Here is a 25519-nt window from a genome sequence, read left to right as displayed (position 1 = left end):
GAATGCTTTAGCATAGGCTGAGGATGATTTTTAGGAGGTGCGTTTGTATGCAAACAATCACAATTAAATCAGTGTTGGAGCGTCATCCTGATGATTGGCTACAGGCGTTTCAAGATTCACCAAAGGATCGTGCATTTTATGAAACAACAGAGCAGCAAGTGAGCTTTAGTAGAATTGCTGTTCGTGTATTGGGCATACCAATCGAAGAAGATGATTATTTCAATTCATTATTTACATTGTCACAGAACACTAACATCCATATTTTAAGTGAAGAATTAAATAAACATATCGAACCAAAAGACTTTCAGGCAATACAAACAATCCTTTCGCAGCATCAACAAACTCCACAAGGTCTATCTATAAATCGTTTAGTGGCAATGATGTATGGTTATCAATTAATTCCCAAGCATAATGACAGTGTAATGAATCGTCATTTACAGTTAGCAACCATTAAAGTAGTAGAGCTCTTTCAAAAACAGCAATCGTTAGGTTTGCTAGCAAATGACTTTCGCCGTTTTTTAATTGATATGGTGAAATGGTTGAAAAACCATTGGATTCTATGGACAAAATCCATGAAACCAACAGATGATTTTCCTAAAGTAGTTTGGTATGGGGAAGCAACTCTAAGTCAGCGCTATTTCTTATTGTTATTAATGGAGCTTGGTTGTGATGTGTTAATTTTTCATCCAGCTAAAATAGATGAATTTGCTGAGATTGATCCTAATGATACTTTCTCTACCACATATGCATATGCCAACCAAACAACTTTACAGCCATTTCCTGATAAGTTGCGTGACCGGCAGGCAACGGTTGGATATCGATCTAGTCAGCATTTTGAGCAATTAATGCATGATCAGCAATCAGGTGTCTATAAGCCTTGGCAGTTTAAAGATTTTATGCCACGCTCCTTAACATTACGGATGACATATGATGATATATTTATTTATGCAAAAGAGAAAGCTTTGGTTCGACCACAGTTTGAAGTAATTGGGGATGAGATTGTCATTCCAGTCATATTTGCCAAAATTAGTGGGGTTTCGAGCAGACGGGAAGAATACTGGTATTATATGCATCAGTTATTAGCAAATCCGCAAACTGTTTTTGTCCAGAAATTCCCCTATGCACCAACGAGTAGAGCCAATTTTCACTTTCACTATAAGCATTGCCTAGTAAATGGAGAACTATCAGTAGAGCGTATTATGCAAAGTGATTGGTGGCAATACGGTGAATTAACATTGGAGCTACAGCGTGCGATTGCACACACAATAAAAACTTCCTGTGAGCAGCCCATGTTGAAACAGCAGCCAAATGAGACCTTATATGATTTACAGTTATTTTTATTTAAACAAATGTCGATGATTCCACAGGAGATCCTAAGATTACTACAAAGCTTTGACTATTCCCAAGAGGTACCGAAGATGGTATTATATCAAGCACCTCAACAACCAGCTTTATCACGTGAGGATATGGCATTATTAGGGTTTTTAAATCGATTTGGTGTGGATATTGTGTTTTATAATCCGACGGGTCAACTAGATTTAGAAAAACATTTACAAGAAGATAGTTACGATGTACATCGTTTAGAGCATATGCTGTTTGACTTGCACTATGAAGAACCAAAGCCACAGAAAACTGCACCCGACAAAATCATAAAAAAACTCTTTAATCGTTTTTTCTGATGATAGAAAGGAGGCGGCATGAATGTCAAATAATTCTTTGACGCTGAAGCAGCTGACACTGGAAACAGCAGAAGCCTTCAAAGAACAGTTACGTGATCATGCAGAGGTACGGCAAATTGCCAATCAAATCAATATAAAAAATCAGATAGAGCTATTAGCTTTGGGAAAAGAGCCGTCTACAAAATTAGCTACATTTGCAGATCAAATTTTAGACATCATCACTCAGTCAACATCTTTCGAATCAAATGAATTATTTAAGCAGCTTGAAGCCCTTATGCAGACATTCGACAAACAAGATTTTACAGAACAAAAGGGCTTTTTTAAAAAGCTATTTGCACGTAAGACCCAAAATGATGGCGATTTATTTACGAAATACAATAGACTGGGGAGAGATATTGAGAAAATTCATTATCAATTTGTACTGATGGAAGAGGAATTAGCGAAGGATAATCGAGTACTTGCACGCTTATATCAAGAAGACCTCATGTACTATCTTGAGCTAGAAAAGTATATCGTAGCAACTGACATGAAGCTTCATGAGGTCCAAACAACATTGATTCCGATGTATGAAAAACAGAGTGAAGCAGGTAATCAGCTCGCGAAAATGGAGCTAAATCGTTTGCAAGCTATTGCAGAGATGCTCCAGCAAAAAATAGATGATTTAGAAAAATCACGTATGGTGGCTATTATCACAGCCCCTCAAATCGATATGCTACGTAATGGTAACAGTGAATTGATTGAACAAATTAATGGGGCTTTTGTTAAAACCATTCCTGTTTTTAAAATGGGTTTGATGAATGCAGTTAATGAAAGACGTCAACAATTACAAAGTCAATCAGCCTCTGCCTTTGAAGAGCGTATGAAGCAATTTGGGGGAGCTAGCAAGGAAGCGGTGCAATTAAGTACTGCCATGGCTCAACAATCCAGCACTACCCAGACTCTTGAAGAAATGTGGGATACTATTATATCAGGCATTGCCAATTATCAGCAATTACGTGATGAACAAACGGTTAAACGCCAACAAGCAGAGCAACAATTGCTAACATTGCGTTCTTAGCTCCTTTCCTCTAAGTAGATGACTACTTGGAGGTTTTTTGTATAAAAAAAGCGACAGACTTATCTTCATTCAATGAGGGATCAAAAGCCCCCTGAATCAAGGTAATCTGTCGCCAAAATGTTAGCTAAATGAATTCCTCTTCAAATTCTACATTGATTTCATGTCCATGATAGCTTTGGTAAGAAACAATAAGTGTATCAAGATGTTCTAAGTTTTCCTCATAATCTAAAATACGCGATAAAATATAGAGTAGGTGATAGCTAGAAAACTCCGTATCGCCTTCTTCACGAGCAAAGTTGATTTGCTTGATGAAAATTTCCATTAGCTCATTACGTTGGACATAGTCAATGCTTTTACTCCACTCCGAATGCTCAGGCTTTAGCTTTCCTGTATATTTTAAGAGCAATTGCTCATGGTACGTTAGCAAGGAATCAAGTCGCTCCTGAATCATTAAATGAAATTGTGTAGGGAGCTGCGCTAATTCATTTTCGTGATTATGCAACCGCTGTAGCAATTCCAAGCTTTTCTTGGAAGTTAAAATCATTTGACGATAGACTACTAGTTTGCGTGCTTTCACATATTTTTTATTTTTAAAATAATTACGCTCTTCCTTATATAAATCATACAGCGTATCCACTCGTAGCATACGGTTTTTAAACTTACTTAATGCTGTCTTTGTGGATGTGTGCTCAGAAGCTTGACGTACAGCCAGTCGTGTCCAACGAATAATGTCATCTTGTAAAATATAAATTTTGCGAAATAGTTTTACCTCGTATTTAGGTGGTAAGAACACAAGGTTTACGACAAACGCTGCTAATACCCCAACTAATATCGTAACAAAGCGTATTAAACCAAATGTTAAAAAGTCATCCCCTTGAAATTCCATAATAGCCACAACTGATACCAACGCTAGCGAAAGTGATTTTTCCAGTTTAAACTTTAACATTAAACCAATAGCTATTATGACAGCTATACCAATGGCAACGACATGATGGCCAAAAAGTAAGCCGAAAATGACTGCAATTGTCGCACCTATGATATTCGCTTGTACTTGCTCTACAATGGTTTGGTAAGAACGATAAATAGAAGGCTGAATAGCAAAAATAGCTGCAATTCCAGCAAAAACAGGTGAAGGTAATTTTAACAACTCTGCAATGAATAATGCAAATACGATAGCTACACCAGTTTTAAATACACGGGCACCTAATTTCATAAAGATGTCCTTTCTGTCTAATATTTTTTAGCTTCTTTACATTATAGAAGGAAGTGCTCATAAAATACATAGATTTGCATGGATGAATAAGAAAAAGGCGACTTCTACTTGCAAGTCGCCTTTTTCTTGTCAAGATTACAATTGAGAAAACGCAATATCTACTGCTTCAATTGTTTCCTGAATATCTGCTTCTGTATGCTCAGTTGTTAAGAACCATGCTTCATATTTAGAAGGAGCTAGATTAATGCCTTGTTCAAGCATAAGTTTAAAGAAGCGTCCGAATATTTCACCGTCAGAGTTTTCAGCTTGCTCATAGTTTTCTACTTTCACGTCTGTAAAGTAAATAGTCAGCGCCCCTTTGAGACGATTTAACGTGATGGTTACGTCATGTTTTTTAGCAGCAGCTAAAATTCCTTCTTCTAAAATTGCGCCTAATCTATCCATTTCATCATAAATGCCTGGCGTTTGTAGCACTTCTAGGCAAGCAATACCGGCTTGCATAGATGCAGGATTTCCAGCCATCGTACCCGCTTGGTATGCTGGACCGAGTGGTGCAACAGTATCCATAATCTCTTTACGCCCGCCATATGCACCGATTGGTAAACCACCACCAATAACTTTACCAAGTGCAGTTAGATCAGGTGTAAGGCCAAGTAAATTTTGAGCGCCACCGTAGTGGAAGCGGAAGGCCGTGATGACTTCATCGTAAATCGTTAAGGCCCCTTTTTCTTTAGCAGTAGCGTGTACTAATTCAAGGAAGCCAGGATGCGGTTCAACAATACCAAAGTTTCCTACAATTGGTTCGATTAAAATAGCTGCAATCTCCTCGCCCCATTTATTCATGGCTTCTGTAAAGGCTTCAGGGTTATTAAAAGGTACAGTAATAACTTCTTCAGCAGTTGAAGTTGTTACACCTGCTGAGTCTGGTGTTCCTAATGTTGCTGGACCTGATCCTGCAGCCACTAGTACTAAATCGAAGTGTCCGTGGTAGCAGCCAGCAAATTTCATGATTTTTGTACGGCCTGTATAGGCACGTGCCACACGAATCGTTGTCATAACAGCTTCTGTACCAGAGTTGTTAAAACGTACTTTATCCATAGATGGAATGGCTTCCTTTAACATTTTTGCGAAAGTAACTTCATATTCAGTCGGCGTCCCAAATAATGTACCATTTTCAGCAGCATGCGTTATGGCCTTTGCAATATGAGGATGGCCATGACCAGTAACGATTGGACCATATGCTGCTAGATAGTCGATATAACGATTGCCATCTACATCCCAAAAATAAGCGCCTTTTCCTCGCGCCATGGCTACAGGAGAACCGCCACCTACTGCTTTATATGAACGAGAAGGGCTGTTTACACCACCAACAATATGCTGTAATGCCTCTGCATGTATTGCTTCAGATTTTGCATGATTCATAGAATTGCCTCCTAACTTTTTATACGTAATCTATTGTAGACCTATCGGTGTAAGAAATCCAAAGAAATTAAGGGATATGACTTGATTTGTTACTTAGAGTAAAATAGGACCTACAGAGGAGGAGATTGTATGACATTACTAGAAGGACAAAAGGCGCCGGATTTTTCTCTATTGAACGAAAAGGGCGAGATGGTGCATTTAGCTGATTTTAAAGGAAAAAATGTTATTTTATACTTTTACCCAAAGGATATGACACCAGGCTGCACGACGGAGGCATGTGATTTTCGGGATAAGTTTGAAGACTTCAGTCATTTAAATGCTGTTGTTCTGGGTGTTAGCCCAGATAACGCAAGCAAGCATACAAAATTTATTGATAAGCATGGTTTGCCATTTTCACTATTAGTGGATGAGGATCATGCTATTGCTGAAGTATATGGTGTATGGGTTTTAAAGAAAATGTATGGACGTGAATATATGGGCATAGAGCGTTCAACGTTTTTAATTGATGCTGAGGGTATGCTTGTAAAAGCTTGGCGCAAAGTTCGAGTGAAAAATCATATTGAAGAAGTATATGCTTATTTAGCAGAACAGGAGGCAAAATAATGAGAATCTATTTTACATTTGAACCTAGAGCAGATTTACGAGAACCATTAGTGGCAGAATTTCCACAGCTTGAATTTATCTTTGAAAAGAGTTTATCAAATGAAGAGCTTCAACAAGCGGATGTATTAGTTACATATGGTGAAGATTTAACAGAAGAGAGTATTCAATTTGCGACAAAGCTAAAATGGATTTTTGTTGCATCGGCAGGTATAGAAAAAATGCCAGCTCAGGCTATTATTGAACGTGGGATTCTAGTTTCAAATGTTCGTGGCATTCATAAAACGCCTATGGCTGAATCCATGCTTGCTCATATTTTAGCCATTAAACGAGCTTTGCCTTGGATATATGAGCAGCAAAAGAAAAATGAATGGTCGAAAAAAACACAACAAACGGAATTACGTGATAGTACGGCACTTATTTTGGGGCCAGGTGCCATTGGGTCAGAAGTTGGGCGTTTATTGCAAGCTTTTGGTGTTACGACGATTGGCTGTAACCGCTCCGGTAAAGAAGCGGCCTATATGAATACGATAATTAGTTTTACCCAATTAAAAGAAGCCCTACCTCTTGCAGATATCGTTATTTCTGTACTACCAAAAACAACAGAAACGACCCATTTATTAAAAGAAGAGCATTTTATTGCGATGAAAAACAATGCGATTTTCATGAATTTTGGTCGAGGTAATTTAGTTGATGAAAAGGTACTCATTCAAGCGATTGAAACAAAGCAAATTGGACACGTAGTTTTAGATGTATTTGAAGAGGAGCCTCTGACATCTGATAATCCATTATGGACATTACCAAATGTCATAGTATCACCTCATGTATCCAGTCATTCTTCTCGTTATGTTGAGCGTAGCTTAGAAATTTTCAAGCCAAGCCTAACAAAATGGCTAAAGGGTGACACGGATTTAGAAAATGTTATGGATTTATCAAGAGGCTATTAAGGAAAATACCATTGATTTATTGAGGATAAGCAATGTGTGATTGTTGACGAAGTAGTACGAATTGGATACACTATTTATAACAATTATAAATTAATAATACTTATGGAAGAGGTGCATGACGATGTCTGCTACGCATTTACAAGATGCACTGGACACGTTGAAAACAACTGGTGTACGTATTACTCCTCAGCGTCATGCTATTTTGGAATATCTAATTCAATCAATGGCACATCCTACTGCCGATGAAATTTATAAAGCTCTTGAGGGTAAGTTCCCTAATATGAGTGTAGCGACTGTTTATAACAACCTGCGTGTATTTCGTGAAGTAGGTCTTGTGAAAGAGCTAACTTACGGGGATGCTTCAAGTCGCTTTGATTTCGTGACAAACGATCATTACCATATGATTTGTGAATGCTGTGGTAAGATCGTCGATTTCCATTATCCTGGACTCGACGAAATAGAGCATTTTGCATCACAGGTAACAGGCTTTGATGTGCATTCGCATCGCTTAGAGATATACGGCACTTGTCCATCGTGTAAAGTTGCTACTGCTAAAGTACAATAAAAATCCTAGCTCTTAAAAAGGGCTAGGATTTTTTTGTTTTATTATTATAGGATTGATCGAACTCTTTACCTTCTAGAGTAGGATCAAGTGTTAATGGCTCATTGCAGTACATGCACATATCTACTCGGCCTAAAACCTTTGTATGTTTATGGCAATTAGGACACTCTACTTGAATAGCTCTTGTTGACAGTAGTCCGATCCACGCATATACAACTGTGCTACCGATAATACAAAGAACACCTAGTGACATGAAAATTAAAACTAATATCGGGCTATTTTTAAAGAAAATGCCTCCGTACATGACAATAAAACCAAAAAAGATTAGTGCTAATGCGAATGAACGAATTTTATTAATTTTACTTTTATAAGGTTTCATATTTCATCTTGCCTCCCAATCTAAAATCTACTATAACATATAAGGGCAAAGTATTTTAGCTTTGAACTGAATGAAAGAAGGAATACTTTTAGAGTATGTCGAATTTTTAACGGAACAAAAGAACCTATATGAATAAAGGAGGGCTGAACATGGAGCAAGTACTGCGTCCAATATATCAAGAACGTGCGAGTCAGTCGAATACATTAGGCGTAATTTTAGTGGAAAAGCGTGAAGAACAAAGTAACGTTACAGATACATTTGATACGGTTTTACTCATTATCGTAAAAGAAGCAGAGCAACCAGTCTTTTCAAAACATTACTTATATGAAGGAAATAAAATCGCTCTACATACTGTTACGGAGAAATTAATTCGAAAATGGTTACTCATCGGTTCAAATAGAAAGGTTGTTGATTGGATATTCTTCGGTAGAGTATTATTTGATCGGAATGAATTTCTGCATAAACTAAAAATAGAATTGCAGGAATTTCCGTATAGTGGTCGTAAAATTAAAACAGGTATTCAATTTTCAAAGTTAATTCGTCGCTATTTGGAAGGGAAAGAATACTTCGATAAAGGAAGTTACTTGGATGCTTATAATCACGTTGTGGACTCCCTACATCATCTAGGTCGTTTATCTATTATCGATAGTGGCCTGTATCCTGAAGTAACTGTTTGGGCACAGGTAAAAAAAATTGAGCCAGCCATCTATAAGCTGTATGAAGAGCTAGTGACAAGTAATGAGCCAATAGAAAAGCGCTTAGAATTGTTGTTTTTAGCAAGTGAGTTTTTAATTCATTCTCGTACACGAGATGGGGCACAACATATATTAGAAGTCATGCAAACAAAAGAAATGTGGACCATTCAGGAATTACACGATCATCATGAGCTTGTGAACTACTCAGTGGATTTAGAAGTGTTTGTGGAGTACTTAGTGGATAAAGGCTATATTCTAATTGAACCAATTGCAGCGAAAAATGATAGGATATTTCACCGTCATTACAAGGTAAATAAAGATGCTCTAGAAATGGGGCAATGACTGTAGTAAGCTTGTAATCGAGGTATCTAAAAATACCTCGATATTTTTTTATAAAAGTAGTTGACTAATAATAACTTAGTATTGTATTATATTAATTGTCGCTAAGACATAAACGAATAACTCAGAAAAACACAAAAAACTTTCTAAAAAAGTTGTTGACATGTTTTGAATGAGATGTTAATATAAAGAAGTCGCTGAAAAACGACTTAAATAATGAACCTTGAAAACTGAACAAGCAAAACGTAATCAATAAAGTTTTAAGTAGCTAGCTTTGCTAGTGAACGAAACACAATTTTGGACATCAAACATGATGCCAGCAAAACAATTTGAGCTAATCAAATTTCTTTTATGGAGAGTTTGATCCTGGCTCAGGACGAACGCTGGCGGCGTGCCTAATACATGCAAGTCGAGCGAACGTCAAAGGAGCTTGCTCCTTTGACGTTAGCGGCGGACGGGTGAGTAACACGTGGGCAACCTACCCTATAGTTTGGGATAACTCCGGGAAACCGGGGCTAATACCGAATAATCTCTTTTACTTCATGGTGAAAGACTGAAAGACGGCATCTCGCTGTCGCTATAGGATGGGCCCGCGGCGCATTAGCTAGTTGGTGAGGTAACGGCTCACCAAGGCGACGATGCGTAGCCGACCTGAGAGGGTGATCGGCCACACTGGGACTGAGACACGGCCCAGACTCCTACGGGAGGCAGCAGTAGGGAATCTTCCACAATGGGCGAAAGCCTGATGGAGCAACGCCGCGTGAGTGAAGAAGGTTTTCGGATCGTAAAACTCTGTTGTAAGGGAAGAACAAGTACAGTAGTAACTGGCTGTACCTTGACGGTACCTTATTAGAAAGCCACGGCTAACTACGTGCCAGCAGCCGCGGTAATACGTAGGTGGCAAGCGTTGTCCGGAATTATTGGGCGTAAAGCGCGCGCAGGCGGTCCTTTAAGTCTGATGTGAAAGCCCACGGCTCAACCGTGGAGGGTCATTGGAAACTGGGGGACTTGAGTGCAGAAGAGGAAAGTGGAATTCCAAGTGTAGCGGTGAAATGCGTAGAGATTTGGAGGAACACCAGTGGCGAAGGCGACTTTCTGGTCTGTAACTGACGCTGAGGCGCGAAAGCGTGGGGAGCAAACAGGATTAGATACCCTGGTAGTCCACGCCGTAAACGATGAGTGCTAAGTGTTAGGGGGTTTCCGCCCCTTAGTGCTGCAGCTAACGCATTAAGCACTCCGCCTGGGGAGTACGGTCGCAAGACTGAAACTCAAAGGAATTGACGGGGGCCCGCACAAGCGGTGGAGCATGTGGTTTAATTCGAAGCAACGCGAAGAACCTTACCAGGTCTTGACATCCCGTTGACCACTGTAGAGATATAGTTTCCCCTTCGGGGGCAACGGTGACAGGTGGTGCATGGTTGTCGTCAGCTCGTGTCGTGAGATGTTGGGTTAAGTCCCGCAACGAGCGCAACCCTTGATCTTAGTTGCCATCATTTAGTTGGGCACTCTAAGGTGACTGCCGGTGACAAACCGGAGGAAGGTGGGGATGACGTCAAATCATCATGCCCCTTATGACCTGGGCTACACACGTGCTACAATGGACGATACAAACGGTTGCCAACTCGCGAGAGGGAGCTAATCCGATAAAGTCGTTCTCAGTTCGGATTGTAGGCTGCAACTCGCCTACATGAAGCCGGAATCGCTAGTAATCGCGGATCAGCATGCCGCGGTGAATACGTTCCCGGGCCTTGTACACACCGCCCGTCACACCACGAGAGTTTGTAACACCCGAAGTCGGTGAGGTAACCTTTTGGAGCCAGCCGCCGAAGGTGGGATAGATGATTGGGGTGAAGTCGTAACAAGGTAGCCGTATCGGAAGGTGCGGCTGGATCACCTCCTTTCTAAGGATATTTTCGGAATACAAACCTTGGGTTTGTAAGATTACGTTTTGCGTTCAGTTTTGAAGGTTCATTCTTCTGAATGAAACACTTCAAAACTTGTTCTTTGAAAACTGGATAAAACGACATTGAAATTGTAACAAACACATTTATTTTTTAAGTTTTTTATAGGCTTAATAACTTGGTTAAGTTATTAAGGGCGCACGGCGAATGCCTTGGCACTAGGAGCCGAAGAAGGACGGCACTAACACCGATATGCTTCGGGGAGCTGTAAGTGAGCTTTGATCCGGAGATTTCCGAATGGGGGAACCCACTACGTTTAATCGCGTAGTATCTTGACGTGAATACATAGCGTCTTGAAGGCAGACCCAGGGAACTGAAACATCTAAGTACCTGGAGGAAGAGAAAGAAAAATCGATTCCCTGAGTAGCGGCGAGCGAAACGGGAAGAGCCCAAACCAAGAGGCTTGCCTCTTGGGGTTGTAGGACACTCAATACGGAGTTACAAAAGAGCGAGTTAGATGAAGCGACTTGGAAAGGTCCGCCAGAGCAGGTAAAAGCCCTGTAGTCGAAAGTTCGTTCTCTCCTGAGTGGATCCTGAGTACGGCGGAACACGTGAAATTCCGTCGGAATCCGGGAGGACCATCTCCCAAGGCTAAATACTACCTAGTGACCGATAGTGAACCAGTACCGTGAGGGAAAGGTGAAAAGCACCCCGGAAGGGGAGTGAAAGAGATCCTGAAACCGTGTGCCTACAAGTAGTTAGAGCCCGTTAATGGGTGATAGCGTGCCTTTTGTAGAATGAACCGGCGAGTTACGATTACGTGCAAGGTTAAGCTTTAGAAGGCGGAGCCGCAGCGAAAGCGAGTCTGAATAGGGCGAAGTAGTACGTGGTCGTAGACCCGAAACCAGGTGATCTACCCATGTCCAGGGTGAAGGTGAGGTAACACTTACTGGAGGCCCGAACCCACGCACGTTGAAAAGTGCGGGGATGAGGTGTGGGTAGCGGAGAAATTCCAATCGAACTTGGAGATAGCTGGTTCTCTCCGAAATAGCTTTAGGGCTAGCCTCGTGATGAGAATACTGGAGGTAGAGCACTGTTTGGACTAGGGGGCCATCCCGGTTTACCGAATTCAGACAAACTCCGAATGCCAGATATTTATACACGGGAGTCAGACTGCGAGTGATAAGATCCGTAGTCAAAAGGGAAACAGCCCAGACCACCAGCTAAGGTCCCAAAGTAATCGTTAAGTGGAAAAGGATGTGGCGTTGCACAGACAACCAGGATGTTGGCTTAGAAGCAGCCATCATTTAAAGAGTGCGTAATAGCTCACTGGTCGAGTGACGCTGCGCCGAAAATGTATCGGGGCTAAACGATTCACCGAAGCTGTGGATTGACATCTACGATGTCAGTGGTAGGAGAGCGTTCTAAGTGCGTTGAAGTCAGACCGGAAGGACTGGTGGAGCGCTTAGAAGTGAGAATGCCGGTATGAGTAGCGAAAGACGGGTGAGAATCCCGTCCACCGTATGACTAAGGTTTCCTGAGGAAGGCTCGTCCGCTCAGGGTTAGTCGGGACCTAAGCCGAGGCCGATAGGCGTAGGCGATGGACAACAGGTTGATATTCCTGTACCACCTCCTCACCGTTTGAGAAATGGGGGGACGCAGTAGGATAGGGTAAGCGCGCCGTTGGTTGTGCGCGTCCAAGCAGTAAGGCGTGTGTGTAGGCAAATCCGCACACTGTAACGTTGAGCTGTGATGGCGAGTCCGTATGGACGAAGTTCCTGATTTCACACTGCCAAGAAAAGCCTCTATCGAGGTGAGAGGTGCCCGTACCGCAAACCGACACAGGTAGTCGAGGAGAGAATCCTAAGGTGTGCGAGAGAACTCTCGTTAAGGAACTCGGCAAAATGACCCCGTAACTTCGGGAGAAGGGGTGCTCTTGAGCGTGCAAGCGCATGAGAGCCGCAGTGAATAGGCCCAGGCGACTGTTTAGCAAAAACACAGGTCTCTGCAAAACCGTAAGGTGACGTATAGGGGCTGACGCCTGCCCGGTGCTGGAAGGTTAAGAGGAGTGGTTAGCGCAAGCGAAGCTGCGAATTGAAGCCCCAGTAAACGGCGGCCGTAACTATAACGGTCCTAAGGTAGCGAAATTCCTTGTCGGGTAAGTTCCGACCCGCACGAAAGGCGTAACGATCTGGGCACTGTCTCAACGAGAGACTCGGTGAAATTATAGTACCTGTGAAGATGCAGGTTACCCGCGACAGGACGGAAAGACCCCGTGGAGCTTTACTGTAGCCTGATATTGAATTTTGGTACAACTTGTACAGGATAGGTAGGAGCCAGAGATCTCGGAGCGCCAGCTTCGAAGGAGGCGTCGGTGGGATACTACCCTGGTTGTATTGAAATTCTAACCCATGCCCCTTAGCGGGGCAGGAGACAGTGTCAGGCGGACAGTTTGACTGGGGCGGTCGCCTCCTAAAAGGTAACGGAGGCGCCCAAAGGTTCCCTCAGAATGGTTGGAAATCATTCGTAGAGTGTAAAGGCACAAGGGAGCTTGACTGCGAGACCTACAAGTCGAGCAGGGTCGAAAGACGGGCTTAGTGATCCGGTGGTTCCGCATGGAAGGGCCATCGCTCAACGGATAAAAGCTACCCCGGGGATAACAGGCTTATCTCCCCCAAGAGTCCACATCGACGGGGAGGTTTGGCACCTCGATGTCGGCTCATCGCATCCTGGGGCTGTAGTCGGTCCCAAGGGTTGGGCTGTTCGCCCATTAAAGCGGTACGCGAGCTGGGTTCAGAACGTCGTGAGACAGTTCGGTCCCTATCCGTCGTGGGCGTAGGAAATTTGAGAGGAGCTGTCCTTAGTACGAGAGGACCGGGATGGACACACCGCTGGTGTACCAGTTGTCTTGCCAAAGGCATCGCTGGGTAGCTATGTGTGGACGGGATAAGTGCTGAAAGCATCTAAGCATGAAGCCCCCCTCAAGATGAGATTTCCCATTACGCAAGTAAGTAAGATCCCTCAAAGACGATGAGGTAGATAGGTTCGAGGTGGAAGTGTGGTGACACATGGAGCTGACGAATACTAATCGATCGAGGACTTAACCAAAAAAGTTTGAAACATTCAATGCACCGTTTATCCAGTTTTGAAAGAATAAAATATTAGAATATACTTGTAATTTTTATAAGATATGTTATAATAAGTATTGTCTTTCAAATAGTCTAGTGATGATGGCAAAGAGGTCACACCCGTTCCCATACCGAACACGGAAGTTAAGCTCTTTAGCGCCGATGGTAGTTGGGGGCTTCCCCCTGTGAGAGTAGGACGTCGCTAGGCTATATACTAAAATTATTCCGAAGTAGCTCAGTTGGTAGTAGCACCTGACTGTTAATCAGGTTGTCGCAGGTTCGAGTCCTGCCTTCGGAGCCATTCTTGGAGAGTTGTCCGAGTGGCCGAAGGAGCACGATTGGAAATCGTGTAGGCGGTTAACACTGTCTCAAGGGTTCAAATCCCTTACTCTCCGCCAGCACTTTGATGTGTTCCAAACGATGGCCCCTTGGTCAAGTGGTTAAGACACCGCCCTTTCACGGCGGTAACACGGGTTCGAATCCCGTAGGGGTCACCATTTCAATACCCAGATGGAGGATTAGCTCAGCTGGGAGAGCATCTGCCTTACAAGCAGAGGGTCGGCGGTTCGAGCCCGTCATCCTCCACCATTATTTTCACAATATTATAGTATTATCGCGGGGTGGAGCAGTGGTAGCTCGTCGGGCTCATAACCCGAAGGTCGTTGGTTCAAATCCAGCCCCCGCAACCAAATGGTCCCGTGGTGTAGCGGTTAACATGCCTGCCTGTCACGCAGGAGATCGCCGGTTCGATCCCGGTCGGGACCGCCATTTATTTTAAAATATGGGTCAGTAGCTCAGTTGGTAGAGCATTAGATTGAAGCTCTAAGTGTCGGCGGTTCGATTCCGTCCTGACCCATCTTGTTTTTTTGCCGGTTTAGCTCAGCAGGTAGAGCAACTGACTTGTAATCAGTAGGTCGTGGGTTCGATTCCTATAGCCGGCACCAGATTTTCCCGGAGGGGTAGCGAAGTGGCTAAACGCGGCGGACTGTAAATCCGCTCCTTAGGGTTCGGCGGTTCGAATCCGTCCCCCTCCACCAGTTTTATTATTTTAGGGGCATAGTTCAACGGTAGAATAGAGGTCTCCAAAACCTTTGGTGTGGGTTCGATTCCTACTGCCCCTGCCAATTAATTTTATGGCGATTGTGGCGAAGTGGTTAACGCACCGGATTGTGGTTCCGGCATTCGTGGGTTCGATTCCCATCAGTCGCCCCATCTAATATAAAATTAATAAACAACATAATACAATGGCGATTGTGGCGAAGTGGTTAACGCACCGGATTGTGGTTCCGGCATTCGTGGGTTCGATTCCCATCAGTCGCCCCATTGTTGGGGTATAGCCAAGCGGTAAGGCAACGGATTTTGATTCCGTCATGCCTAGGTTCGAATCCTAGTACCCCAGCCATTTTTGCGGAAGTAGTTCAGTGGTAGAACACCACCTTGCCAAGGTGGGGGTCGCGAGTTCGAACCTCGTCTTCCGCTCCATGTATGACGGCGGCATAGCCAAGTGGTAAGGCACGGGTCTGCAACACCCTTATCACCGGTTCAAATCCGGTTGCCGCCTCCATATTTTAACTGTTAATCGGTTTATCCGATTTTTTTTATCTCCATTATGCCGGTGTGGCGGAATTGGCAGACGCGCACGACTCAAAATCGTGTTCCTTTGGAGTGTCGGTTCGACCCCGACCACCGGTATCATCACGTACATATACGTTACGTTTAGTAAGATTAGAAAGCTCACAAACCTTGATAGAACAGGGTTTGTGAGCTTTTTACATTTCTTGGGTTACGATAGGAAACGATAAGAATCGAAATCTTTTTACACACATTTTACACACAGGCAGGTTCATTTTACACAAGTTTTTACACATGCTGCAATCCGAGAAAATGTGATCGATAAAGGAGAGCAAACTAAAAAAGCTCATGTTTGAAAAATAAACATGGGCTTTTTTAATTGGATTTAATTTGTACATTGTGAGGCGTTAACTGTTATTCTCCTGATACATTTCTGTAAAAGTATCGATTGCCAATTGATCGTTTTCTTCAATTGTTTCTTTTAAAAGATGTGCATAAGTTCTCATTGTTGTTTCAATGTCTTCATGACCTAAGCGTCTACTTACGTATTGGTAAGACGCTTTCTTGTGCAATAAAATACTACCATGAGTATGCCTTAAACCGTGCATTGTAATAAGTGGTCGAATATTTAATTCGAGTAACACTTCCTTTAAAACATCATTTGCTCGCTCATTCGTGATCACTTTGTATTTTGATTTTTCATTATAAAACACTAAATGATGTTCATTATCAGGAGTTGTTTTGATTAGGTCTTTAAATAACTCCATTGTTGTGCCTTCTAATTTAATTTTTCTTTTGGACGCTTTATTTTTTAAAGGTCCAAATCCTCTAGGCATTCTGTTATTATATCCCCAGGTTTTATCTATATTTAATTCATTATGATTGGAGTCAAAATCACTATATACAAGGCCAACTAATTCTTCAAAACGTAATCCGGTTGTTAAACCTAATAATAGCTGATAATAATCTAAACCTTGATCTAATCGATTTTTAAGACCATTCAATAATAAAATACTATCATGGTAATTTAAATACTTTTCGAATTCTTCTTTTGCATCAACAGTATATTTCAATTCAGCTTTCCTTGTGAAGTCACGTGGTATGATTTGTTCGTCAACGGCATCAAGGACACACGCACGAATATGACCATTCACTTTTTCTACAGTTTCCTTCGAACGTGTAGATCCTAATTGGTTTAAAAACTTTTGGTAATCTTGGGTTGAAATTTCTTGTAAAGGTGTACTGTTAAAAAATTCTTTAATGCGGTCATATGTGTAGTTGTAATGTTTTAAAGTTGCTATTGCTAAGTTACTTTTGTATAGCTTTACCCAGTTTTCAAAGTATTCGTCAAAGGGAGCTGGGTTTAAAAGAGGGATAACCCCCTTATTTAACATAGCTTCCGTTTCAGCTGCTGCAATCGTTGCTTCCTTTTTTGTATGAAAACCTCCCTTTCGAATAGGCATTCACCATACGGCTAATTGTATATTGATATGTTTTTCCACGTTTTTGAATACTTGCCACTGCTATTCACCTCTAAAAAAAATATATTTTAAGAATATGGTTTCTATTATTAACAATGAATTTACTTTCTATAAGGAATAAATTTTAAAGAGAAGTTAATTTTTACATTTGATTCATTTAATATTGGTTTTAAGAAAAAATATCTTTAAAATGTTTTTCTAAAAACGCGGCCATTTTAGATGCCTGAAAAGACCATGTTTGCCCTTTTGATTTTGGGTAAAAGACAAAGCCATCTGATCCAACATCAAGCATTTTCCTGAACTTTGATGGATAAAGAATATTTTCTTTTATCCACTCATTCTTTCGGTTAATTCTATTTTCAAGATCTTTCATAGACCAGTAAACTCCTACGAGTTGTGCCTTTTTTAGTTTCTCCAATTCTACCTTTGAAATGATTATTGAATCGGCTGGAATAGGGATTGTTAATGTCACTGATAGCTGTTGCATTTCCTTTTCCTCCATTGTATTTACAAACGCAAAAACCCCAAGCAGTAGTTATCCAAAGTGATGAAATATCCATTGGAATATCTGTTGCTTGGGTTTTTCCCTTGTTAGCATATTCGATTATATTTAGTGAATTAACCGGTTAATTCTGAAATATAATAATTTCGATATTTTCTCTTTTTAAGAGAAAGTAAGATATTAATTTCTTAATTAGAATACACTATACTTTCTTTTATATTTTCGAAGACTTTTTCTAAAACGTGATTAACTTTTTTAAGTGGTTCTCCATTGCCTTCAATTATAAGTATCATACTTTCAAAATATTAATATTTTTATAGGTCAAAAGGTTTGTTTTTAATTCTATTGCTTTTGCTTTTTTATGTAATACCTGCCCATAATTCTTTTTCCGTAGCTACATATAATTGATCGTTTTATATCAAATTTTTCTAATAACTTTCATCATAATAGAGAATTTCTGCAACTTGGAACAGAAAATGCAATGGCTGTTGGGATAACTTTTGGTATTTTAATATCATTATGCCCATATATAACAGAATTTGACACTGTTTCGAAAAAGATATATTATACATATAAGACAATTGACTTAAATAAAAAAGGGGTGAGTAAATATGAAAAAATTGCCTGAAGCAGAATTTGAGATTATGAAGATAGTTTGGGAAAGTAATCCTCCAATTACTACAGGTATAATAATGCACGAAATAGGAAATGAGAAAGGTTGGAAAATCCAAACCGTAGTATCCCTTATGCAAAGATTAACTGAACGTGGATTTCTTCGTAGTGAGAAAAAAGGTAAGGAGAGATTTTATTACCCTATAGTAGAAAAAGGTGCATATCTAAGTTTTGAAACAGAGCATTTTATGAAGCTCTATCATAAAAACTCCTTTATGAATTTAGTGAGTACACTCTATAAATCCGATACTATTTCTAATGAAGATTTAGCATCATTAATTAAATGGGTGGAAGAAAAGAGGGATTAATATGCACAGTATCATGGTAGGTTTATTCTTTAAATCAGTAGTTATGTCCTTTATTGGACTACTTTTTATAGCTGTAACGCCTTTCCTTTTAAAACGATACAGTGCTAGATGGCTTTATTATGGCTGGCTTGCTATCCTTGTAGGCTTTATTTTACCATTTACAATCAATATATCGACCCCAGTTGTCAATCTATCAGAATCGGTGCAAATACCATCTAAAGAACCTGTTCCAACTAACAGTAGTCAGATAACGCTTGTGTCCTCATCCGTAGATACAGTGACAGCACTTTCTGTTTGGCAGATGGTGATGATAATTTGGATTTTAGGAATCGTTGTATTTTTGGCAGTTCATCTTGTAAAACATTATCGATTTATGTACATGGTGAAAAGATGGGGGCAAACGATAACTGAACCGAAAACCCTTCATTTGCTTGAAAAAGTTAAAAGCGAAATGAATATCACTAAGGAAATCGCATTGAAAGAATGTAGCTTTATCCATTCCCCCATGTTAGTGGGATTTACTAAAAATACTATCTGGCTATCTAATAATTCTTATCGAGAAGAAGAACTAAGCTTGATATTGAAGCATGAGTTAGTTCATTTAAAACGAAAGGATTTATGGTATAAAGCTTTTGTATTGTTGATTAGTAGTATTCATTGGTTCAATCCATTGTTCTATCTATTCGCTAAAGAACTGGACAACCTTTGTGAACACGCTTGTGATGAGGAAGTAGTAAAAAATACTGACATCCAACTTAGAAAAACGTATAGTCAGACGATACTACATGCTGAGAAATTAAAAAGAGGAGAAGGTGTTTTTTCTACAAATTTTCTAGGAAGTACACAAATTCTAAAAAAGAGAATACTCTCCATTATGGATATGAGTAAGAAGAAATCAGGAATCGTTGTGATGGCACTATTAATTTTACTTACAACAGGTGGAATGGCTGTCAGTTCAGCATTTGCTATTTCCAGTAAGCCGTTGAGCTATTTAGACGAAACATTTATGAAAGAATCCATTTTAAATGGTGCATCAAGAGGCTACTTTGCAACAGACAAATTTATTATTTACCCAAAGAATATGAGTGATAGAATAACTGTGCCACCTGAGCCTACTATAAACAAAGAGCTCTATCGTGATGTGTTTTCAGAGGGTGTCATTGGAACTGAAGCAAGATACCAATACCCGATTGAAATTGTGCATAAACAGAATGGACAAAAATATACAACGGTAATTCATATTGAATATGACTATGAGCTACTAGCACCTGTTGAATATGATGAGCTCAATACCCTTATTGAAGCCTATTTGTTGCCTTTTCATGAGTTAAAGTCTATACCATATGCAGATTTCATCACACCGAATTTCCTAGAAAATAGATTGAAAGACTATATGCAAGATATTGATACAAAGAATACAGACGCACGAGTGGAATTTACATTTCGTTTTGGTGGTTGGGTAACGAACAATGATCATCTGCCTTTCCCAAGTCAGAATTCTATAGGTACTACACCAAGATATATGAAGTCTACACCATAGGAATCGTGTTGTATAGCTGAGTGATGTAGGCTTCTCTTATATTATTAAGAAACTTAGCATCTCTCGAACTATCACATATAGAAAAATTTCTTTAAGGGCTGTGATGCCACCTTCGAATCTCAGTAGTTATACAAGAAAATATGAAAAAAGAGAGGGATTTAACAATGAAAAAATGGATGATGAGTATGTTGACAATGATTCTATGTATCGTAACACCAGTAGCTGCTTTTGCACAAGAAGCAGAAACTGAAGAACCCACAGAAAAAGGTTTTCTTCTCGAAATTGATGCTTCGGACAATTCTGAGCAAGTTTACGAAATCGACGGGATTGAATTTAGAGTTCTTCCTACATTAACACGAGCGGGGATAAATGCAACCAAGACAGTTGTAATGACTGACCTTTATAATAACGCTAACCTTGGTTCTGTAGTCATTAATGCAACATGTATATCTGATGGGAAAATAGTGGGGGCTACAAGCCATTCAGCCAAGATAATCAATAAACCATCTTCTTCTAACTTGAAAGCAACAGGTACTTCTGTTGATAAGAATAACACTTCTATGCTAATCGTTAATGCAACAGTATCTTATACTGGTTCAACAGGAACAAACAGTGGGGGAACAATCTCGATGTATGTATATGCCAATGGTGTTTATAACTGATAAGGCAAATTAAAAAGATGGCTTCACGCCACTTGATTATCGATTGTTTAGTAAAATATAAGTTTATTCTACTACATATTACGAATAGCCTTTTATTTTAATACGGTTAAAAAACCAACCTCTAGTACTTAAACTAAAGGTTGGTTTTACTTTACTTATATATCGTCAGTTTAGTAAAAGCATTCACATATGATAAAATATAAATAGGCCTAATTTTATAAGAGGAGGTGTTCTTCGATAGTAGAAGATAAGAATGTGGAAAACGTTGAGGACGAACAAGTAGTTGAATTTGTTGATGAAATAGACGAGGAAATTATGTCTGTTATTTATAGATTATACGATAAGACTTTAAGAGATTTAGTAAATCGCTAAAGATTTTTCACCACCACCTTTAGATGAATGATGACTATAAAGAAATAATGTTACACATATGGTTAATCTCGGTGCGCCTAATGTAGAAAACCAAGGTTTAAAAAACAGCAGAGGTTACATAGACAATAAATTTTTGACTATGTAACCTCTGCTGTTTTCGATTATTGAGTTACATTATTTTACTATATACATTGTGTCTTGTATTTTTCGAATTCGTATACTTTCTTTGATACTTATGATTTTATAAAAGTATAAAATTTCGGTTTTTTGACCAGATTTAAATTATAACATTCGGTTACTTGTCCATCGAGGTATTCTACGATGGTCGGAAAACCGAAAGATTATACTCTAAAGCCCTTGATATCAATGGATTCAAAGGTAGCGTACTTATTATGTAATCTGTTAAACAAACCTTACTATAAGTTTTACAAAATATATAATTGTTATTAAAAATATCAATTCATTTATAGAGGAGAAATTTTGTTAAAAAAAAGATTTTAGCAAGTAAAGATAGATAAGATTCACAAAAGAAGCCACTCTATGGGATAAAAATGCCTTTATAGAGCGGCTTTTTATAGGATCTCTACATTTTAACGATTAGTTCATGCTCTGTTCATTTAACAATTTTAAGCTAGGAGTAATCAAAGAAATGGAGGGGTTAGTGATGAATCTTGCCTGGAAAGAAATGAAGAAGAATAAAGTACGGTTTTTAATCTTGGGCTCCATTATCTTCCTAGTTAGTTTTTTAACGTTTATTATCTCGGGTTTAGCAAATGGTCTGTCACAGGATAATGCGGCTTTAATTAAGGATTTACCGAAGGGACAATTTTATATGGCTGAGGATGCGGATGGCACGTTTAATCTTTCAAGAATCGATAGCCACCTGCAGCAGAAAGTCATAAGTAAAGAAAAAGAGGCAGTAGCTTTTTCGATCCAGATGGGCTTTTTAAATGATCAGGATGATAAACAACAAAGTGTAGCCTTTGTGACATCAACGGAATCTTCACTTTTTAGCAATGTGCATCAAGACGAGGTGCTTTTGGATAGCTCACTACAAGATAAAGGAATACAAGTTGGAGATATATTAACGAATAATCAATACAGTGGAAAGTTCATTGTAAAAGGTTTTGTAGAGCAAAAAAAATATAGCCATGCTCCCGTTGCTTATATTAGTGAAGAGGCTTACCAGGAGATGTATCGAGTAGCTGATAAACAGTTGATTTTTGTACCAAATAGTGAGCCAAATGATATTAAGGGATTGCAAGCATATAGCAATAAAGAGTTTCTCAAAACTATCCCCAGTTATAATGCGGAACAATTATCTTTAAATATGATTATATGGTTCTTAGTTGTGATTAGTGGGATGTTGTTTGCTATTTTCTTCTACATGATGAATGTACAAAAAATTGGCTTGTACGGCATTTTAAAAGCGATCGGATTAAAAACAAGTAAGCTATTTAAAATGATCTGGACACAGATGGCTATTATTACAATCTTTTCACTTGTGGTATCAGTCAGCCTTAGCCAGTTATTTAATATAGTTGCTCCTAAGGGGATGCCATTCACTTTAACAATAGGGACTACAACACAGTTATCCTTTGTATTCCTCCTCATAGGCTTTATCGGTGCAACCTTGTCAGGAATGCAAATTAAAAAAATTGAACCGTTACAAGCAATACAGCAAGGGGAGGCTTAATCATGACGTTATTTACAATTGATGAAGTACGAAAAACGTTTAAGAATGGTGAAGTGGAGGAAGAGATCTTAAAGGGCATCAATCTTTCTTTAAAAGAAGGAGAGATTACAGCATTGGTAGGTGCTTCTGGCTCTGGGAAAAGTACATTATTAACGATTGCTGCTGGACTACAACCAGCAACAGATGGGCAAGTGCTATTTGAAGAGCAGAATCTTACGACGATGAAAACTGAACAGGTACGAAAATTACGTGCAAGTAAATTCGGCTTTGTTTTTCAATTTGCTCATCTTGTTCCATTTTTGACAGTAGAGGAACAATTGCTATTAATGCTAGATGTGGCTGAATCTCCATTAAAGAAGAATGAACAGGAATATGAAGTCAATCGGCTATTGAAGTTAGTCGGAATGGAACATCGTAAAACTGCCTACCCTTCCTCCTTGTCAGGGGGAGAGAAGCAACGTGTAGCAATTGCACGTGCTATTATTCATCAACCGAAAGTATTATTTGCTGATGAACCAACGGCTAGTTTAGATTCCCGGCGCTCCAAGGAAATTATGTTGCTACTAAAAGAATTAACTAAAACATTAAATATTACAACATTAATGGTGACGCACGATGAGGAAATGCTTACTTACACAGACCGTATTATTAGAATAAGCGACGGTGTCGTGTTAACAAATACTATGTACTAATAGGAATGACCACAATCATATAATTTATGGTTGTGGTATTTTTGTTTGAAGAGTAAGAAATGGTTTGGAGGGGTAAAGGATCGAGGAAGGAGGGAAAACATGAAAAAACTATTGAAACTAGTATGTTTGATCCTAATTACGGTTGCCATATTACCTAAGGAAGCACAAGCAGCAAGCTTTATAGATTTAGCAGATGAAACATTATCAACAGAAATTAATTATTTAGTGGATCAGGATATTGTAAAGGGCTATTCAAATAACCTGTTCAAACCAAATGAAAATGTAACGAAGGCACAGGTAGCTGTTATATTAACTCGTGCTTTAGCGTTAAATACAATCAATATAGAGAATCCAAACTATCAGGATGTAACGACCGCACATAAGTATTATAAAGAAATCGCAGCGGTACAAAATGCGGGTATATTTGATGATGTCCATACATTTCATCCAAATGCAACAATGACAAGAGGTCAAATGGCTATTGTGCTACAAAGGGCTTTCCAGCTGAAGGGTTCTGGGAATGCTTATTTTACAGATGTAACAGAACAAACATCAGGATATAAAGAAATTTTAACCCTAGCTCATAATCATTTAGTAAGGGGCTATGATGACGGTACATTTAAACCAGATGAACCTGTTACACGTGCTCACTTTTCAGCGTTTTTAGCACGTGCTATGACACTATCTAAACCAGATTTGCTAAAAGATCGTGCTTTTATTTATACGTATGCCTATTATTCTTTAAATGATCATCAACGTTATACATTAGACTATCAATTCGATCACCATGACGGTAAAAATGATGTATGGGTAGTCGAAAATCTAAGTTCAGAACAAGCCTTTCCTAATGAACTGATATATGGCGATGATCGTATATATGGTCAAGCCATTGCCCGTGATGGTAACACTCATTATGATTTATATTTGGAGCTACCACTTAGGATAGGTGTTATTTTACATGAGGATGATGCTGGCGTTACGTCAGGTAAACGAGTAACAGTTAAAACGACCAATGGTATTGTTCAAGCTGGAGAGGTACAATATTCAGGTGTGGTCATACTAGAAGAAAAATCCATAATTAATGGTACAGTGAAAACCTATTATTTTGTGGATGGAATAGGTTTAGTGAAAGAGTTACACAATGATATTGTCGTGCTTGAACTGCTTAATCGCACCATGAAAAAATAGGAAGCAAGCCTACATTTCTTAGTAGGCTTGCTTTATTTTTAATCTTGTAATGTAATATTGAAAAATCGCTGAAGGGCTTGTAACCATTCCTTTTCATTTTGTGTTGTATAGGTTGTTAAAGAAGAACCCTCATAGATTCTAAATTCGTTGTTCATCATGGTATGACGGCCACCAATGGTTCGAATCATAGCAATTTTATTTTTTTGCTTGGAAAGTCGTGGTGCAAATTTTGCATCATTGGCATCATCGTGAAAACTATAAAGCAAACGCCAACTATGTTTAGTTTGTTCCAACAGCATCCAACCATTCGCTTCATCATAATCTATTTTATATAACTCTTTACCTTCACTGTGTTGATAGCCAGCAATCAGTGGCACTGGTTTACAGGGTGCTAATGCACCGACGCCTACATCTGAGATATAGTATTGTCCATTCACATTCACTAGCAATAATTGATGCATGGGAATTTCCTGTGGAGGGATATTTTCCGCTACGTTGCGCCAAAACTGGGCATAACGATTGGTGACAGAAAAGCCAAGCTCTCGTAGAAGCCAGCTGAATAAGATATTTAATTCAAAACAATTGCCACCACGTTTATCAATAATTATTTTCTTAAATATATCAGGAATAGCGAAGGAGATACCACGATTCAAGGCAACATCTAAATTTTCATAGGGAATGGTTAATAGATGTTTAGTTTGTAGTTGTCCAAGTAGTTGAATAGATGGCTCTAACGTTCCTTGAAATTGAATATACTGTAAATAGTGCTGAATTTGTAAATTCATAAAATCGCCTCACTTCCTTATTAATAACATAACCGAAATAGTCTTAGATTACACGCATAAACTGAAGTAGGAAATGATAGAAAAATAGCTAAATAACTAGTAAGATTAATATATTAGCTACTATAAA

At 39.4% G+C, this 25519-nt stretch carries 18 protein-coding genes, 16 tRNA genes and 3 rRNA genes; 31 read left to right on the top strand and 6 right to left on the bottom strand.

All coding sequences use genetic code 11. From position 1 onward, the window contains the following. Positions 1-47: 47 nt before the first annotated feature. Positions 48-1679, top strand: a complete 1632-nt coding sequence (locus LCP48_RS19820) for a YceG family protein (protein WP_004230501.1) — start codon at positions 48-50, stop codon at positions 1677-1679. A 22-nt stretch (positions 1680-1701) separates the two neighbouring features. Next, positions 1702-2736: a toxic anion resistance protein gene (locus LCP48_RS19815; protein WP_004230502.1), complete on the top strand. Its 1035-nt coding sequence runs from the start codon at positions 1702-1704 to the stop codon at positions 2734-2736. A 124-nt stretch (positions 2737-2860) separates the two neighbouring features. Here LCP48_RS19815 and LCP48_RS19810 read toward each other — a convergent pair whose 3' ends face one another. Together LCP48_RS19810 and LCP48_RS19805 are read right to left on the bottom strand one after the other, a co-directional pair. After that, positions 2861-3949: an FUSC family protein gene (locus LCP48_RS19810; RefSeq protein ID WP_004230503.1), complete on the bottom strand. Its 1089-nt coding sequence runs from the start codon at positions 3947-3949 to the stop codon at positions 2861-2863. A gap of 135 nt (positions 3950-4084) precedes the next feature. After that, a complete protein-coding gene (locus LCP48_RS19805; protein WP_004230504.1) occupies positions 4085-5371 on the bottom strand; it encodes a glutamate-1-semialdehyde 2,1-aminomutase in 1287 nt (428 codons plus the stop codon). A 129-nt stretch (positions 5372-5500) separates the two neighbouring features. On the opposite strand from LCP48_RS19805, the gene bcp reads away from it, so the two are divergent. The 3 genes from bcp to perR all read left to right on the top strand — a co-directional run bounded on the left by bcp (position 5501) and on the right by perR (position 7483). Beyond that, positions 5501-5974, top strand: a complete 474-nt coding sequence (bcp, locus tag LCP48_RS19800; RefSeq protein WP_004230505.1) for a thioredoxin-dependent thiol peroxidase — start codon at positions 5501-5503, stop codon at positions 5972-5974. Further along, positions 5974-6918, top strand: coding sequence for a D-2-hydroxyacid dehydrogenase (locus LCP48_RS19795; RefSeq protein ID WP_004230507.1), 945 nt, complete (start codon positions 5974-5976; stop codon positions 6916-6918). Before bcp ends, LCP48_RS19795 begins: the two co-directional genes overlap by 1 nt. A gap of 121 nt (positions 6919-7039) precedes the next feature. After that, positions 7040-7483 (top strand): peroxide-responsive transcriptional repressor PerR, encoded by a 444-nt coding sequence (gene perR, locus LCP48_RS19790; RefSeq protein ID WP_004230508.1) that lies wholly within the window; start codon positions 7040-7042, stop codon positions 7481-7483. A 22-nt stretch (positions 7484-7505) separates the two neighbouring features. Here perR and LCP48_RS19785 read toward each other — a convergent pair whose 3' ends face one another. After that, on the bottom strand, positions 7506-7859 hold the full coding sequence (locus LCP48_RS19785; RefSeq protein WP_004230509.1) for a YgzB family protein: 354 nt from the start codon (positions 7857-7859) through the stop codon (positions 7506-7508). Positions 7860-8008: 149 nt separating this feature from the next. On the opposite strand from LCP48_RS19785, the gene LCP48_RS19780 reads away from it, so the two are divergent. The 20 genes from LCP48_RS19780 (at position 8009) to LCP48_RS19685 (ending at position 15614) form a co-directional block, all read left to right on the top strand. Further along, a complete protein-coding gene (locus tag LCP48_RS19780) occupies positions 8009-8896 on the top strand; it encodes a nucleotidyltransferase-like protein (protein ID WP_004230510.1) in 888 nt (295 codons plus the stop codon). 345 nt (positions 8897-9241) lie between these two features. Then, a 16S ribosomal RNA gene (locus LCP48_RS19775) occupies positions 9242-10794 on the top strand. Between the two features lie 180 nt (positions 10795-10974). Then, positions 10975-13902: ribosomal RNA gene (locus LCP48_RS19770) — 23S ribosomal RNA — on the top strand. 112 nt (positions 13903-14014) lie between these two features. Beyond that, positions 14015-14130, top strand: a 5S ribosomal RNA gene (gene rrf / locus LCP48_RS19765). Together the 16S, 23S and 5S rRNA genes with 16 tRNA genes alongside form the textbook arrangement of a ribosomal RNA operon. A 16-nt stretch (positions 14131-14146) precedes the next feature. Then, positions 14147-14223: transfer RNA gene (locus tag LCP48_RS19760), tRNA-Asn, on the top strand. A 5-nt stretch (positions 14224-14228) separates the two neighbouring features. Continuing rightward, positions 14229-14320: transfer RNA gene (locus LCP48_RS19755), tRNA-Ser, on the top strand. Positions 14321-14344: 24 nt separating this feature from the next. Then, positions 14345-14419: transfer RNA gene (locus tag LCP48_RS19750), tRNA-Glu, on the top strand. Positions 14420-14434: 15 nt separating this feature from the next. Next, a tRNA-Val gene (locus tag LCP48_RS19745) sits at positions 14435-14510 on the top strand. Positions 14511-14536: 26 nt separating this feature from the next. Continuing rightward, a tRNA-Met gene (locus tag LCP48_RS19740) sits at positions 14537-14611 on the top strand. A 3-nt stretch (positions 14612-14614) separates the two neighbouring features. Beyond that, positions 14615-14690 (top strand) — tRNA-Asp (locus LCP48_RS19735). Positions 14691-14705: 15 nt separating this feature from the next. Next, positions 14706-14778 (top strand) — tRNA-Phe (locus LCP48_RS19730). Positions 14779-14790: 12 nt separating this feature from the next. Continuing rightward, positions 14791-14866 (top strand) — tRNA-Thr (locus LCP48_RS19725). Between the two features lie 9 nt (positions 14867-14875). After that, positions 14876-14959 (top strand) — tRNA-Tyr (locus tag LCP48_RS19720). A 13-nt stretch (positions 14960-14972) separates the two neighbouring features. Then, positions 14973-15046 (top strand) — tRNA-Trp (locus tag LCP48_RS19715). 12 nt (positions 15047-15058) lie between these two features. Further along, a tRNA-His gene (locus tag LCP48_RS19710) sits at positions 15059-15134 on the top strand. A gap of 35 nt (positions 15135-15169) precedes the next feature. After that, positions 15170-15245 (top strand) — tRNA-His (locus LCP48_RS19705). 4 nt (positions 15246-15249) lie between these two features. After that, positions 15250-15324 (top strand) — tRNA-Gln (locus tag LCP48_RS19700). Positions 15325-15329: 5 nt separating this feature from the next. Further along, positions 15330-15404: transfer RNA gene (locus LCP48_RS19695), tRNA-Gly, on the top strand. Positions 15405-15412: 8 nt separating this feature from the next. Next, positions 15413-15486, top strand: a tRNA-Cys gene (locus tag LCP48_RS19690). A 47-nt stretch (positions 15487-15533) separates the two neighbouring features. Next, positions 15534-15614 (top strand) — tRNA-Leu (locus LCP48_RS19685). A gap of 287 nt (positions 15615-15901) precedes the next feature. Here the strand turns inward: LCP48_RS19685 and LCP48_RS19680 are convergent. Continuing rightward, entirely contained in the window at positions 15902-16957 is a 1056-nt protein-coding gene (locus LCP48_RS19680) for a tyrosine-type recombinase/integrase (RefSeq protein ID WP_004230886.1), read from the bottom strand. 187 nt (positions 16958-17144) lie between these two features. Beyond that, positions 17145-17462 carry a DUF771 domain-containing protein gene (locus LCP48_RS19675; protein ID WP_004230884.1) on the bottom strand — a complete coding sequence of 106 codons (318 nt, stop codon included), beginning with the start codon at positions 17460-17462 and terminating at the stop codon, positions 17145-17147. Between the two features lie 626 nt (positions 17463-18088). Here LCP48_RS19675 and LCP48_RS19670 point away from each other — a divergent pair. From LCP48_RS19670 to LCP48_RS19645, 6 genes are all read left to right on the top strand, one after another. Beyond that, entirely contained in the window at positions 18089-18457 is a 369-nt protein-coding gene (locus tag LCP48_RS19670; RefSeq protein ID WP_004230882.1) for a BlaI/MecI/CopY family transcriptional regulator, read from the top strand. Between the two features lies 1 nt (position 18458). Then, on the top strand, positions 18459-19997 hold the full coding sequence (locus tag LCP48_RS19665; RefSeq protein WP_004230880.1) for a M56 family metallopeptidase: 1539 nt from the start codon (positions 18459-18461) through the stop codon (positions 19995-19997). Positions 19998-20137: 140 nt separating this feature from the next. Beyond that, positions 20138-20659, top strand: a complete 522-nt coding sequence (locus tag LCP48_RS19660) for a hypothetical protein (RefSeq protein ID WP_152412424.1) — start codon at positions 20138-20140, stop codon at positions 20657-20659. 1036 nt (positions 20660-21695) lie between these two features. Further along, on the top strand, positions 21696-22727 hold the full coding sequence (locus LCP48_RS19655) for an ABC transporter permease (RefSeq protein ID WP_009373384.1): 1032 nt from the start codon (positions 21696-21698) through the stop codon (positions 22725-22727). 2 nt (positions 22728-22729) lie between these two features. Then, on the top strand, positions 22730-23419 hold the full coding sequence (locus tag LCP48_RS19650; RefSeq protein ID WP_009373386.1) for an ABC transporter ATP-binding protein: 690 nt from the start codon (positions 22730-22732) through the stop codon (positions 23417-23419). Between the two features lie 99 nt (positions 23420-23518). Continuing rightward, positions 23519-24607, top strand: a complete 1089-nt coding sequence (locus tag LCP48_RS19645) for an S-layer homology domain-containing protein (RefSeq protein WP_009373388.1) — start codon at positions 23519-23521, stop codon at positions 24605-24607. A gap of 38 nt (positions 24608-24645) precedes the next feature. Here the strand turns inward: LCP48_RS19645 and LCP48_RS19640 are convergent, their stop codons facing one another. Next, the gene (locus tag LCP48_RS19640; RefSeq protein ID WP_225340471.1) at positions 24646-25392 is read right to left on the bottom strand and encodes an arylamine N-acetyltransferase family protein; all 747 of its coding nucleotides are present in this window, start codon (positions 25390-25392) and stop codon (positions 24646-24648) included. Between the last annotated feature and the right edge of the window lie 127 nt (positions 25393-25519).

This window comes from Lysinibacillus capsici (assembly GCF_020217405.1).
In the GTDB taxonomy this organism is placed as follows: Bacteria; Bacillota; Bacilli; order Bacillales_A; family Planococcaceae; genus Lysinibacillus; species Lysinibacillus capsici.
Note: the sequence above shows the minus strand (reverse complement) of the source record. Positions and strands in the feature narration are given on the sequence as shown.